The 14,417-nt window shown below is 58.9% G+C and carries 11 protein-coding genes; 7 read left to right on the top strand and 4 right to left on the bottom strand.

The features are described from left to right. Window positions 1–114: 114 nt before the first annotated feature. The gene (gene hutC / locus RVY79_RS04690; protein ID WP_317462870.1) at window positions 115–828 is read left to right on the top strand and encodes a histidine utilization repressor; all 714 of its coding nucleotides are present in this window, start codon (window positions 115–117) and stop codon (window positions 826–828) included. A gap of 39 nt (window positions 829–867) precedes the next feature. Here hutC and RVY79_RS04695 read toward each other — a convergent pair whose 3' ends face one another. Beyond that, window positions 868–2,214 carry a YjiH family protein gene (locus RVY79_RS04695; RefSeq protein ID WP_317462872.1) on the bottom strand — a complete coding sequence of 449 codons (1,347 nt, stop codon included), beginning with the start codon at window positions 2,212–2,214 and terminating at the stop codon, window positions 868–870. Between the two features lie 239 nt (window positions 2,215–2,453). Between RVY79_RS04695 and hutI the strand changes: the two genes are divergently transcribed. The 5 genes from hutI to nhaC all read left to right on the top strand — a co-directional run bounded on the left by hutI (window position 2,454) and on the right by nhaC (window position 9,437). Further along, a complete protein-coding gene (hutI, locus tag RVY79_RS04700; RefSeq protein WP_317462873.1) occupies window positions 2,454–3,665 on the top strand; it encodes an imidazolonepropionase in 1,212 nt (403 codons plus the stop codon). Continuing rightward, complete coding sequence (hutG, locus tag RVY79_RS04705; RefSeq protein WP_317462875.1) at window positions 3,655–4,623, top strand: formimidoylglutamase; 969 nt, start codon at window positions 3,655–3,657, stop codon at window positions 4,621–4,623. Before hutI ends, hutG begins: the two co-directional genes overlap by 11 nt. 79 nt (window positions 4,624–4,702) lie before the next feature. Next, window positions 4,703–6,394, top strand: a complete 1,692-nt coding sequence (gene hutU, locus RVY79_RS04710; RefSeq protein ID WP_317462876.1) for a urocanate hydratase — start codon at window positions 4,703–4,705, stop codon at window positions 6,392–6,394. After that, entirely contained in the window at window positions 6,394–7,926 is a 1,533-nt protein-coding gene (hutH, locus tag RVY79_RS04715; RefSeq protein ID WP_317462877.1) for a histidine ammonia-lyase, read from the top strand. Before hutU ends, hutH begins: the two co-directional genes overlap by 1 nt. Window positions 7,927–7,997: 71 nt before the next feature. Further along, window positions 7,998–9,437 carry a Na+/H+ antiporter NhaC gene (nhaC, locus tag RVY79_RS04720; RefSeq protein ID WP_317462878.1) on the top strand — a complete coding sequence of 480 codons (1,440 nt, stop codon included), beginning with the start codon at window positions 7,998–8,000 and terminating at the stop codon, window positions 9,435–9,437. Between the two features lie 125 nt (window positions 9,438–9,562). On the opposite strand, the gene RVY79_RS04725 is transcribed toward nhaC, so the two are convergent. From RVY79_RS04725 to RVY79_RS04735, 3 genes are all read right to left on the bottom strand, one after another. Next, a complete protein-coding gene (locus tag RVY79_RS04725) occupies window positions 9,563–9,730 on the bottom strand; it encodes a hypothetical protein (RefSeq protein ID WP_317462879.1) in 168 nt (55 codons plus the stop codon). 34 nt (window positions 9,731–9,764) lie between these two features. After that, on the bottom strand, window positions 9,765–11,849 hold the full coding sequence (locus RVY79_RS04730; protein ID WP_317462880.1) for a TonB-dependent receptor: 2,085 nt from the start codon (window positions 11,847–11,849) through the stop codon (window positions 9,765–9,767). Between the two features lie 143 nt (window positions 11,850–11,992). Beyond that, a complete protein-coding gene (locus tag RVY79_RS04735) occupies window positions 11,993–13,219 on the bottom strand; it encodes an amino acid deaminase (RefSeq protein WP_317462881.1) in 1,227 nt (408 codons plus the stop codon). Between the two features lie 169 nt (window positions 13,220–13,388). Between RVY79_RS04735 and RVY79_RS04740 the strand changes: the two genes are divergently transcribed. Continuing rightward, window positions 13,389–14,351, top strand: a complete 963-nt coding sequence (locus tag RVY79_RS04740; protein ID WP_317462882.1) for a rhodanese-related sulfurtransferase — start codon at window positions 13,389–13,391, stop codon at window positions 14,349–14,351. Window positions 14,352–14,417: the final 66 nt, after the last annotated feature.

The following is a 14,417-nucleotide window of genomic DNA, read 5'->3' on the forward strand; positions in this document are numbered from 1 at the left end:
AACATAGGATTCAACATGATTTCCCATGGTTCGGGGCTTAGCGCTTGGCAATCAAACCTTCATTATTTGCATAACCTAAAAGTCGCTACCGCATACTAAAAGGACCTTTTCACTATGGGACGAGCACAGCCACTGTATTTACAAATACAAAAACATTTACTAGAAAATATCCAAAATGGCACTTGGAAAGCTCACCATCAGATCCCCCCTGAAGAACAGCTCGCCAAGGATTTTAACGTTAGCCGAATGACAGCCAATAAAGCGATTCGCGATCTAGTACAGCAAGGCTATCTTTCCCGGCAACCAGGACTAGGAACCTTCGTCACCGACCTTAAATCAGAGTCATCCCTCGTTGAGGTTCACAACATCGCTGAAGAGGTTCGGGAACGCGGCCACTTGTATAGCTGCAATGTACTATCGAGCGGAGTCATGGAGGCTGATGACGAGGTGGCATTGCGCTTGGGCGTACGACTGGGTACACAAGTCTTTCATACGCTAATAGTACACCGAGAAAACGGCACTCCCATTCAGTTGGAAGATCGCTTCGTCAACCCACGCTGGGTACCAGATTATCTCAGCACTGATTTCACGCTACATACCCCCAACGAAATACTAGTGACCGCCTGCCCCATCAACGATGTCGAGCATGTCGTAGAAGCCGTCTTAGTCGATGAGCAAACTGCTCTCCATCTAGAGATCGATACTGCGCGACCCTGCTTATGCATGACGCGCCGCACATGGTCCGGCGATCACTTAATCAGTTATGCACGACTGATACATCCAGGGGAACGTTACAAGCTACGTTCTTCAGTACACCGAAACACCTGATGATACAGCGCCAAAACTGAAGAAAAAATTACCATGTCCTCACCCATTAACAGCTAGCGCCATCACGGCATAGCCTGTCGGAATAGCCAAAAGCAAGCTTAAAGCCACTCTCAAAAACCAGATCACCACAATACGCCCAATGCTAATCGGAATAGTGGTGGAGAGAATGCAAGGGATCGAGGCCGAGAAGAACAACACTTCCGACACCGACACAACGCCTGTAGTGAAACGGGCAACAAAACCAGTATCGCCCATCAGCAGGGCCGGCAGGAACATCTCGGCAAAACCGGTAGAGGCTGCCTGGGCCAGCTGCATCGCTTCATCCAGCCCCCACAAGGCCGTCACCGGATAAAACACCAACCCCAACCAATCGAATAACGGCGTGTACTTGGCCAACAGCAAACCAATCAACCCCACCGACATGATCGATGGCAGGATACTGATCGCCATCAGCAGCCCTTCCTTGAAGTTCAATGCCACACTGCGAGCCAGGCTAGGAGCTTCTCTTGCGGCGTCGAGGCCGGTGTACCAAGCGGTCGTCAGTCGGCGTCCACGCGCTACTTCAGGCTCGTTGCCGGGCTTTTCGTCGTCCATTCTCGCCAACGGTGGCAAGCGCACGGTAATCGCGGTCACCACGAAGGTGATCAACAAAGTCAGCCAGAAATAAAGGTTCCATACCGCCATTAAATCCAGCGTCTTGGCGACGATGACCATGAAAGTTACCGATACCGTTGAAAAGCCGGTTGCAATGATCGCCGCTTCACGTGCCGAATACTGCCCCGCCTTATAGACACGATTGGTGATCAACAGACCAATCGAGTAACTGCCGACGAAGGACGCCACAGCGTCGATCGCCGACTTCCCGGGCGTGCGCCAGATGGGTCGCATCACCGGTTGCAGCAGAATGCCGATCAACTCGAGCAGGCCATAGCTGATCAGCAGCGCCAGGAAAATAGCCCCAATCGGCACGATCAGGCCCACCGGAATCACCAGCTTGTCGAACAGGAACGGCAACATATCTGGGGTATGCAATAGTGCTGGGCCCCAACCGCTGAGCGCCATCACGGCAGCCACGACCCCCAGCAACTTGAGCACGGTGAATATTCGCTCGGTGACACTACGCCGCCAGCGCCCGGTCGCCAATGGATAGACCGCCCCGGCGACGATCAACACCAACGCGTACCAGCCATCCAGTCCGCCTAACAGATATCGCGCTCCACTCACCATGTGATCGAGGGGGATGGTGGTTCGCCCCGCCAGGGTCAAGGGCACGAAAAAGATCAGGATGCCCAGCACGCTGGGAACGAACAGACGCAACACAGTTTTCAGGGAATACCGCCGCCCTGGGGCCCCGGTCGAATCGAGAATCTTGTCTTGATGTGACATAAAGGCCTCGCGGTTTGTCGTTATGATCCATTATTTGTATATACAATACTAAAACCTTGCTTGTCACGTCTTGCTCAGGCAACGAACATCCGACCAATGTCTAACACCACACAACCTCCTTCCCAAGGGAATTCGGTGCTGCTTATCCAGATTTGATGGGGGATAGGCTTGACGCCGTAGATGTGTTTCGATAATTGTATATACAATTACTAGCGAAACGCTGCCCAAGGAGAAAGCTCATGCCCGAGACGACGCGACTGCTATGGCGAGACATGACGGTATTCAACGGTGTGCAGGAATTGACCGAGCCCATGGCGGTGATCACCCAAGGCGATCGCATCGACACGCTGTGCCCGATGCGCGACTTCGATACGGCGCTTATCCAGGATGCTCATGACGCTGGCCGAGGCAAGGTGATGACACCGGGGCTCGTCGATTGTCATACCCACCTAGTGTTCGGTGGCAACCGCGCCAACGAGTTCGAGCGGCGCCTGGAAGGTGCCAGCTATGCGGAGATCGCCAAGGCCGGCGGCGGCATCCTCAGCACGGTACGTGCCACCCGTGAAGCCAGTGAGGCGGAACTCCTCGAGCTCGCCCTGCCCCGGCTCCAGGCCCTAATCGACGACGGCGCGACCACGGTGGAAATCAAGTCCGGCTATGGCCTGAACGTCGCCGACGAACTCAAGATGCTGCGCGTCGCGCGTCGCCTCGGTGAGCGGCTTCCGGTGCGGGTGGTGACGACCTTGCTCGGCGCTCACGCTCTACCACCGGAATATCAGGACGCCAGTAAAGCCTACATCGACCTAGTTTGTGACGAGATGATTCCCGCTGCGGTAGCCGAGGGACTCGCCGACGCCATCGACGTGTTTTGCGAGAAAATCGCCTTTTCCGTCGCTCAATGTGAGCGCGTCTTCCAGGCCGCTGAGACACACGGCTTGCCGATCAAGGCGCACGCCGAGCAACTCTCCAACCTAGGCGGCACGGCGATGGCCGCACACCATGGCGCGCTGTCGGCGGATCATATCGAATACCTCGACGAGGCCGGCATCGAGGCCATGGCCGAGGCCGGCAGCGTGGCCGTCATCCTGCCGGGTGCTTTCCACACGTTGCGCGAGACCCAGCTACCACCCATCGCGGCGCTACGCGAAACCGGCGTGCCCATGGCTATCGCCACCGACGCCAATCCGGGCAGCTCGCCGCTGTTCCAGCCGACACTGATGCTCAATCTGGCCTGCACGCTGTTCCGCCTGACGCCGCGTGAAGCATTAGCCGGCATGACCGCGAACGGCGCCCAGGCACTCGGCGCCAAAGAGTTCGGGCGACTCGAGGTGGGTGCGCTCGCCGACCTATGCGTGTGGGATATCCAACGCCCTGCCGAGCTAGCCTATGCCGTGCAGCCCGGCCGGTTACGTCAACGGGTGTTCCAGGGAGTGATGACCCATGAGCGCTGATACCGATACTCACGAGATGCCTCCTATCGATATGTCGATGTGGCAGGGGCGCGTCGACCCCGAGCCAGACAGCCCACGCTGGCACCAGTGCATGCACCCCTGGAAAGTGGGCGCGACTCCCGGCGCCGCCCTGCTGGGCTTTGCCTCGGATGCTGGCGTCAAACGCAACCAAGGCCGGCCGGGCGCCGCCGACGGACCGCTAGCGATCCGCCGGGCATTGGCCAACCTGGCCTGGCATCGCCAAGCGCCGATTTATGATGCCGGCACTGTCGAATGTGATGGCGATGCACTGGAAGCGGCTCAGCAATGCCTCGCCGAGCGCGTCGCCGACCTCCTAAATGCCGGGCAGTTGCCCATCGTGCTAGGCGGTGGTCATGAAGTGGCCTATGGTAGCTGGCAGGGCCTCGCCGGACATCTAGAAGCGCAAGGCAGCCAAGTGCCCAGGGTCGGCATTATCAATCTCGATGCACATTTCGATCTCCGCGACCCCGCCCATATACGCTCGTCCGGCACGCCCTTCGCCCAGATCTTTGACCAGTGCGAGACACGTGACTGGCCGTTCCGCTATGCCTGCCTGGGCGTCAGCCGCGCAAGTAACACTCGCGCCCTGTTTCAGCGTGCCGAGGAGCTCGGTGTCCTGGTACGCGAGGACCGTGAAATCAACGCAGCACGACTCGACGCTATCGTGCGCGACGTCGAGCGTTTCATCGCTCGCTGCGAGCACCTCTATCTGACCATCGACCTCGACGTACTGCCCGCCGCCGAAGCACCAGGTGTCAGTGCGCCAGCCGCGCGTGGCGTGTCGTTGGCGTTGCTCGAACCGCTGATCGAGATTATCCGCGATAGTGGCAAGCTGCGGCTCGCCGATATCGCCGAACTCAACCCCGATCACGATATCGATGGCCGCACCGCCAAGGTCGCGGCGCGTCTCGTTCATCAACTGACCCTGACCGGCTAATCGGCCACGGACTACTAGCCGCAGATTTGTCTAAACCAGCCCTAATGTTTGTCTAAAAGAGCAAAGAGAGACCTCAAATATGTCCAACACCGACAAGCGTCACGACCCCAGTCGCCGGATCGCCGCTCCCACCGAAACCGAGCTCTCCTGCAAGAGCTGGCTGACCGAAGCCCCGCTGCGCATGTTGATGAACAACTTGCACCCCGATGTCGCCGAACGCCCGGAGGATCTGGTCGTCTATGGCGGCATCGGCCGCGCCGCCCGCGACTGGCAGTGCTACGACAAGATTGTCGAGACGCTCCAACGCCTGGAAGACCATCAAACGTTGCTGATCCAGTCCGGCAAGCCAGTGGGCGTGTTCGAGACTCACAAGGATGCCCCTCGGGTACTGATCGCCAACTCCAACCTGGTACCAGCCTGGGCCGACTGGGAGCACTTCAACGAGTTGGATAGGAAAGGCCTGATGATGTACGGCCAGATGACCGCTGGCTCGTGGATCTACATCGCTTCCCAGGGCATCGTCCAGGGTACCTACGAGACCTTCGTCGAGGCGGGGCGCCAGCACTATGATGGCAAACTCGCCGGTCGCTGGATCCTCACTGCCGGCCTGGGGGGCATGGGCGGCGCCCAGCCGCTGGCCGCGAGCATGGCTGGCGCCTGCTCACTGAACATAGAGTGCCAGCAGTCACGCATCGATTTTCGTCTGCGCACGCGCTATCTCGACGAGCAAGCTGACGATCTCGACGACGCTCTGGCTCGACTCGAGAAGTACACCCAGTCAGCCCAGGCGATCTCCATCGGCCTGTGCGCCAACGCCGCCGATGTACTGCCGGAACTAGTCAAGCGTGGTGTACGTCCGGACATGGTCACCGACCAGACCAGTGCTCACGATCCGTTGCATGGCTACCTGCCCTCAGGTTGGGTCTGGGAAGATTATGTGGCTCGCGGCAAGCGCGAGTCCGAGGCAGTGGTCAAGGCCGCCAAGCGGTCCATGGCAGTGCACGTCCAGGCCATGCTCGACTTCCAAACGATGGGCATTCCGACCTTCGACTATGGCAACAACATTCGACAGATGGCAAAAGATGAAGGCGTGACGAAGGCCTTCGATTTCCCCGGCTTCGTACCGGCCTATATTCGCCCGCTATTCTGTCAGGGCATCGGCCCGTTCCGCTGGGCGGCGCTGTCCGGCGACCCGGAGGACATCTACAAGACCGACGCCAAGGTCAAGGAACTGATCCCCAACGATCCACACCTGCACAACTGGCTCGACATGGCCCGCGAACGCATAAGCTTTCAGGGCCTTCCCGCACGCATCTGCTGGATCGGCCTCAAGGATCGTGCCCGCTTGGGACAAGCTTTCAACGAAATGGTCAAGAACGGCGAGCTCAAGGCGCCGGTGGTCATCGGTCGCGACCACCTGGATTCTGGCTCGGTGGCCAGCCCCAACCGCGAGACCGAAGCAATGCTGGACGGCAGTGACGCTGTGTCCGACTGGCCACTGCTCAACGCCCTGCTGAATACCGCTGGCGGCGCCACTTGGGTCTCGCTGCATCACGGCGGTGGCGTAGGCATGGGCTACTCACAGCACGCCGGGGTGGTGATCGTCGCCGATGGCACGGATGACGCTCACGCGCGGCTAGGCCGAGTGCTGCGCAATGACCCCGGCACCGGGGTGATGCGCCATGCCGATGCCGGTTACGAGATCGCTAAAGAGAGCGCTAGAGAGAACGGCCTTGATCTGCCAATGATCGACGCACAGGAGAGCAAGTGATGAGCCATCTCAAGATTTCCCCCGGAAAGATGACCCTGGCACAAATGCGCCGGGTGTTCGAAGCCCCGATCCAAGTCAGATTACCGGATAGCGCAAACGCAGCCATCCAACGCGGCGTAGATTGCGTCAACCAGGTGCTGTCGGAAGACCGCACCGTCTACGGCATCAATACCGGTTTCGGCCTGCTGGCCCAGACCCGTATCGAAAAGGACCATCTCGAAGATTTACAGCGATCACTGGTGCTATCGCATGCTACTGGCGTCGGCGAGCCCATGGACGACTCTTTGGTGCGGCTGATCATGGTGCTCAAGATCAATGCTCTGGCACGGGGCTTCTCGGGTATTCGACGCCAGGTACTGGATGCCCTGATCACGTTGATCAATGCCGAGATCTACCCACGCATCCCGCTCAAGGGCTCGGTGGGGGCTTCCGGCGACTTGGCCCCATTGGCCCACATGAGTGCCCTGTTGCTGGGTGAGGGCCAGGCACGCTATCGGGGCGAGTGGTTGCCCGCGCGACAGGCGCTGAGTATTGCCGGACTAGAGCCATTGGCACTGGCACCCAAAGAAGGGCTCGCACTGCTCAATGGCACTCAGGTCTCCACCGCATACACCTTACGTGGGCTGTTCGAGGCCGAGGACCTATATGCAGCCGCGACGGTCTGTGGCGCCCTCACCGTCGAAGCGACGCTCAGTTCACGCGCGCCCTTCGATGCTCGCATTCACAACGTACGTGGCCAGCAGGGCCAAATCGATGCCGCTAGCGCCTATCGCCACCTGCTGGGTGAGCATAGCAGGATCAGTGACTCACATGTTGATTGCGGCAAGGTACAGGATCCCTACTCGTTACGCTGCCAACCGCAGGTGATGGGTGCCTGCCTGCGTCAGATGCGCCAAGTCGCCGAAATCTTGGAAGTCGAAGCCAATGCGGTCTCCGATAACCCTCTGGTATTCGCTGCGGAAGGTGACATCATCTCCGGCGGCAACTTCCATGCCGAACCGGTAGCCATGGCAGCCGACAATCTGGCGTTGGCGATCTCCGAGATCGGCTCGCTCACCGAGCGGCGTATCTCGCTAATGATGGACAAGAACATGTCTCAGTTGCCCCCGTTCCTGGTAGAAAAAGGTGGCGTCAACTCCGGTTTCATGATCGCCCAGGTCACCGCCGCAGCGCTGGCCAGCGAAAATAAGGCCCTGGCCCATCCGCACAGCGTCGACAGTCTGCCGACATCCGCCAACCAAGAAGACCACGTATCTATGGCGCCTGCCGCCGGTAAACGCCTGTGGGAAATGGCCGCCAATGTGCGTGGCATCGTGGCCATCGAGTGGCTGGCCGCCTGTCAGGGGCTCGACTTCCGCGACGGCCTCGCTACTACCTCCCTTCTGGAGCAGGCCCGCAGCGCATTGCGTGAACGCGTGGATTACTACGACAAAGACCGTTTCTTCGCCCCGGACATTGAAGCGACCACCGAGCTATTGCTCGCACGTGCACTCAGCAAGCTGGTACCGGACAACCTGCTGCCCAGCTACTGAGAAATCACCCGCGATCCCCATGTATCGCGGGCCTAAATTACCTAAAGCCATCATTACAATGAAGGAAAATCATGTCCAAACAATCACAAGACATTCCTTTTTTTGCCGCCATGCTGCCTTTCATCGTGATGATCGTCACGATGATGACAACCATTATGGTCTACGAAGGCAGCCCACACATTCCTTTGTTGATCGGCGCCGTGACGGCGGGCATCGTCGCCTGGTTCAACGGCTATTCATGGGAGGCGCTTGAAGGTTATATCTACGATGGCATCAAGAAGGTGCTACCTGCCGTCGTTATCCTGATACTGGTGGGGTTGTTGATCAGTTCTTGGGTCGCTGGCGGCGTCGTCGGCGCGATGACCTATTACGGCCTGGAGTTCTTGTCACCCGGCTATTTCCTGCCTGCACTGCTGCTGATCTGCGCATTTAGTACGCTGATGATGGGCAGTTCCTGGTCGACTATCGGTACCCTGGGCGTCGCGGGCATGGCGGCCGGCACCAGCATGGGACTACCACCAGCGGCGATCGCTGGGGCGATCGTTTCCGGCGCCTTCTTCGGCGACAAGATGTCACCACTATCCGACACCACCATTCTTGCCTCGGGCATCGCGGGGGCGAATATCTTCGCGCATATCCGCCACATGCTCTACACCACCATTCCCGGGCTTATCATCGCCTTAATCATGTTCATGTTCATGGCCCATTCCACTGACGCTGGCGAACTATCCCAATCGATCAGCACCGTCGTGTATAGTCTCCAGGCGAATTACGTCATCTCCCCTTGGCTGTTCATTATTCCCTTATTGATTCCAGTATTGGCGACCAGCAAGGTGCCGGCCATACCGACCCTGATCATCGGCATCATGTTGGGTAGCCTATCCTATCTTTGGATTCAGGGCGGTGATATGCAAACGCTGTTTTCTGTACTACAAGGCGGCTATGTATCGGATACAGGTAACGAAACCGTCGACAGCCTACTCAGTCAGGGTGGCCTAGACTCCATGATGTATACCGTGTCACTAGCGATGATCGCGATGATATTTGGCGGCATCATGGAAAGCACTGGAATGCTGAACGCGTTGGTAGGCAAAGTCGTGAGGCTGGCAAGAAGCGGCCGATCATTGTGCGCCGTTACAGTCGGCTCGTCTTTTTTGACCAACGTAGTCACTGCCGAACAGTATATTTCTATCATTATTCCGGGGAGAATGTACGCTCAGTCTTTTCGCGACAAGAATCTGCACCCCAAGAACCTTTCCCGTGCCCTAGAAGACGGCGGTACAATCACCTCTCCCTTAGTACCATGGAGCACCGATGCCATCTTCGTTTATAGCGCACTTGGTGTTAGCGCCTGGTCGTACGCTCCTTACGCCGTGCTGAACTACTGCGTCCCGTTGATCTCTATTGCCATGGCGCTTACCGGCTTCAAAATTGCCTATCAGAAAGTAGCTGAATCGGGCCATTCAACCTCTCAAGAAACTAGTAACTCTTCTTTAGGCTACGAACGCTAACGTAAACAAAGATATCAACGATAAAGGCAGCATATCTGCTCAATATTCTTGAGCACCGCCTGCCTCAGCGCAACATGGCCCCTCCTAGGAGGGGCCGTTTTCGCGTGCGGGGCCTGTTTCAGGTGTCAAGGCGTCTCGTCGGCACGCGAGACATCCGCTGGGTTACTGGTCGGCCCGCTTTGCGGCACGCCCGCCTTGACCTCACGTTGACCGCCGCCATAGGTGTTAACCGTACAGCCGGCTAGCGCGGCCAGCAGCAACGCGGTCCCCATCGTCAAAAATAGATAGCGCATGCGTTCCCTCTTCTCTGGTTATTGATCGATATACCTAGAATGCGACCTCCACTCCAGCGTAGACGGTCCGTCCCGGCGCCGTATCAAAATAGCGCTCATTGGTCGCATTGATGATCACGTTGGCGAAGTGCTCACGGGCGAAGAGGTTGCGGATACCCACGTAGCCCTTGAGCAAGGTATCGCCGCCCAAGTGCCAGCCATCACCGGCGCGTAGATTAACCAGCCAGTAGTCGTCGACCTGCACATCGTTGGCGTCATCCGCCACCATATCGCCGATGTACTGCGTCTCGAGGGTCGCAAAGCGCTCGTCGAGCCCCTGCCAGGTCAACTGATTGATCCAGGTCTGCTCCGGCAACCCAGGGATGCGATTACCGTCGTAATTGTTCCCATCGACGACATAATCGTCGTATTCATAACGCGCCAAGGTCAGCGCACTATCAATCCGCCAGCTCGGCGTCAGTTGCCATCCCAATGAGGTTTCGATCCCCTCCTGTCGGCTATTACCCGCATTGCGGTAATACGTCTTGCCAGCCGCGTTCTCGTATGCCACCAGGGAGTCCCGCACGCGCGTCGAAAACACGGCCAGGTCGTAACTCAGGCCATTATCGAAATTGCCACGCAGACCGATTTCACGATTCCACGCCTTTTGCGGCTCGATATCGGGATTGAAGCCGCCTCCCACGCCCGGGTTGGCGAATTCGGAGAACGTCGGCGTCTCGAAGGACGTACCCGTGGACAGATAGAACTGATGCGTAGGGAGATAACGGAAGCTTAGTCCCGTACTGCCGCTCCATTGATGGAACGTCCGCTCGCCACTGTCGTCGTCATCGCTCAGGAAATGATCGTCAATATCAAATGTCACCCGGTCATAACGCGTGCCCAGCGATAGCACCCAGCGCTCGGTCAAATCCAGATCGCCCTGTACGAACACCCCCAGAGAAGTCGCCTTTTGCGTTTCATCCTGAGAGCGACGCACATGCTCGCCATCGATCAATACGTCGTCACTATGGCGATCATCGACCTGGCGCGCCACATCGATGCCCGCCACATATGTCAGCGGCATATGCCCGAGCGAAAGTGACTGATGATATTCAGCACTGCCGCCATAATAGTTACGGTCATAGGCGATGTAGTTTTGCACATTCTCAATTGAACGGCTGCCACCCGCAAAGGCCAACTGTTGCTGATAGTCACGGTGCATATAGAAGCCTTTGAGATACAGTTCACCCGGCCCCGCCGAGAGATCCTCGTATTGCAGACCGATCACCTGTTGATCGACCTCCTGCCCCGAGTCGATCCGCTCGGGTGAGTAATCATAGTATCCTCGGCTATCGATCGTTCCTTCACGGTCCTCATTGACCAGTTCCCGCGTCATGCCGCCCGGATCTTCTGCGTAGGGGCTATCCATTAGATTGACGATAGCGGTAAGCGCGCGGTCGTCACCCAGCTCACGACGCAGCTTGCCGTTGAACAAGTATTTCTCGGCGGCGCTATGCTCGCGGTAACCGTCGGTTTTCAGTGCCGAGAAGCTCACATGGTGCGACCAGGGGCCTTCGACGCCGCCATTGCTGACCGAGGCCTTTCGATAGCCGTTACTACCCACTCCGAGACGCACGCTGCTGCCCGGATCATCGCGCCCCGTCGCCGTGGTCACGCTGATCACGCCGCCCGCCGCGTTGCCGTACTGAACCGACGCAGGGCCACGAATCACCTCAATGCGCTGGGCACTGTCGAGATCGATGGCATCGGTTTGCGCCTGCCCATCCGGCAAGGTGTAGGGAATGCCGTCGACCATCAGCGTAATACCGCGTACCCCCCAAGGCGTACGCGCCCCGAAGCCACGAATGGAAATGCGTTCGCCCTGCGCGAAGTTATAGCGGTTCTGCAGGTACACGCCCGGCACGGTCACCAGCGATTCATCGAGACGTACGCGCTGCTGGCCTTGCGCTATTTCTTCACGATCGATCACAGAGACCGCGGCGGGCGTGGCATAGAGCTCGCGGTCGAGGCGCGGGGCCGTGATTTCCATTACCTCAGGCGCGGAGGATTGGGCGAGGGCAACGCCGGAAACGCTCAAGGCGCCCAGCAACAAGGAGGTGTTGAGATAACGATGGATCATGGCGATATCGACAGGTCGGGTCTGCCGGATGACGAGGCGCCGCCGGCGGACGGATTCATTAAGCGAGGGCGCATATTAGCATATCACACGCACACCCGCCTTAAGTCTAATCGCGATTTTGCGCACCACATGCTTAGTGCCATTCAAAAGTGCGTCGTCATCACCTCCGTCACTGCCAGCGACTCATCGACACACAATACGCGACGCCATTTGTCGAACGTCAGGCATGGGTGCGACGTCCCGAAGGCGATCACATCCCCCACGGCGATATCGGCGTTCTCGGGAAGCGCGAGGAACACATGCTGATCCATGATATGCGTCGTCCGCCAGTCGCTGATATCGATCGGCGCCACGTTCTCGTCATGCAGGGAATATAGTCGAAGTGGTAATGGCAGGTCCGGCTCATGGCCAATATCACGCTTACCCAGCGCGACGATGGCCAAACCGGGCTCGGGCAGCGACTGCACATGGGCGAAGACCTCCAGCGCCGGCTGCAGCGCACCCTCAAGCTCAGGGTGGCGCGTCTGCACATTGGCCATCGCCCCGGCATAGAGCTTGTGATCGTGTACCACATAGCAACCAGGGCGCAGCACCGGCGTGTAGTGCTCGCGCGACTCAGTCTTGAAGAACGCCCGATCGAATGCCTCGGCGATCAGATCGAACCACTTGGAGCCGGAGGCGGTGACCAGCGGCGCCTCGCAGTCCAGCACGCCGCTGGCGTGCAGCGTGCGCACGGTCTCTACCAGGCGCTCACCGTAGGCACGCACGGACGCGACTTCATCACCGCCAGCGATCATGCCCTCGTATCCCTCGATGCCCACCAGCGCCAGGGCGGATTCTTCGCCAATCGCCGTGACCAGCGTCTTGACCTGCTCGGCATTGCGACATCCGCAGCGGCCACCGTCGATGCCCAGCTCGATCAGCACGTTGAGCGTAAGGCCACGCTCGGCAAAGAACGCCCCAAGATCGCGAACATTAGCGACACCATCCACCACGCAGTAATACTCGAGCCCACGCTCGATGGCATCTGCCACCAAGGCCATATTGGGGCGCCCGACCAATTGATTGGCCATCAACACGCGCTCGACGCCATGCGCATACGCCGCCACGCTCTGCACCGCCGTCGCCAGCGTGATGCCCCAGGCCCCCGCCTCGAGCTGTCGCTTGAACAACTCTGGCGCCATGGTGGTCTTGCCATGCGGTGCCAACTTGGCACCGTGGTCATCGGCAAAGCGCTGCATCCAGGTCAAGTTGTTGGTCAGTGGCGCCTCGAAAACCACCGCCGCCGGCAGCGGAATATCATGTAGCAAATGTGCCGAATGCCCGAGGGGGGCGCCTTTTTCCATTTCCCATTGCACGGGGTCTGACATCGTATCTTCCTCACAACATGGCGTGTCGTATTGGTTGCAGTGGTGATCAGGAGCGGCATCCTGCCGCAGATGCATCACCGCGTGGCATTGCGTAAAATACGTCTCCCTTGGCACTCGCCAGCGATTCACCCGGTCCGTCCTTTACGGGGACGATTACCAGGAGACAGACATGACCCAACCGCACGACGCGCCGGCCATCGTGGTCGCAGCGCTCTATCAGTTCGTCACCCTCGACGACTACGAAGCCCTGCGCGAACCGTTGCTCGAGACGATGCGCGCCCATGATGTAAAAGGCACGTTGCTGCTCGCTCAAGAGGGCATCAACGGTACCGTCTCCGGCACTCGCGAGGACATCGACGCCTTGTTGGCCTGGCTAAGGGCCGACCCGCGCCTGGCCGCGGTCGACCACAAGGAATCCTACTGCGACGCGCATCCGTTCTACCGCACCAAGGTCAAGCTCAAGCGCGAGATCGTGACCCTCGGCGTCGACGGCGTGGATCCCAACCAGACGGTCGGCACCTATGTCGAGCCCGAGGACTGGAACGATGTCATCGCCGACCCGGAAGTGCTGGTCATCGACACGCGCAACGATTACGAAGTGGAAATCGGCTCGTTCGAGGGCGCCGTCGACCCGCAGACCAAGACGTTCCGCGAGTTTCCAGATTACGTCAAAGCGCATTACGACCCCACCAAGCACAAAAAGGTGGCGATGTTCTGCACTGGTGGTATCCGTTGCGAGAAGGCCTCTAGCTTCATGCTCAATGAAGGCTTCGAGGAGGTGTATCACCTCAAGGGCGGGATACTGAGCTACCTGGAAAAGGTCCCCGAAGAACAGTCACGCTGGCAGGGCGAATGCTTCGTGTTCGACAACCGCGTGACCGTACGCCACGACCTCGCCGAGGGCGATTTCGAACAGTGCCACGCCTGTCGCCGGCCGATCTCCGAAGACGACATGGCCTCCGCGAAATACGAACCCGGCGTGAGCTGCCCGCACTGCTGGGATAACCTGCCGGAGAAAACCCGGGCCAGTGCCCGCGAGCGTCAACGCCAGATCGAGCTTGCCAAGCAACGCGGCGAACCGCATCCACTGGGTCGCGATCCGCGTCGAGACAAGGCGAGTCACGAGGCGTAACGCCCACCCTGCCGTGAACGATACGCGAGCCGACGGCCCCGTCGGCTCGCGCTGCCTCTCACTCCC

Origin of the sequence: Chromohalobacter sp. HP20-39 (assembly GCF_033052815.1) — a bacterium.
Lineage (GTDB): Bacteria > Pseudomonadota > Gammaproteobacteria > Pseudomonadales > Halomonadaceae > Chromohalobacter.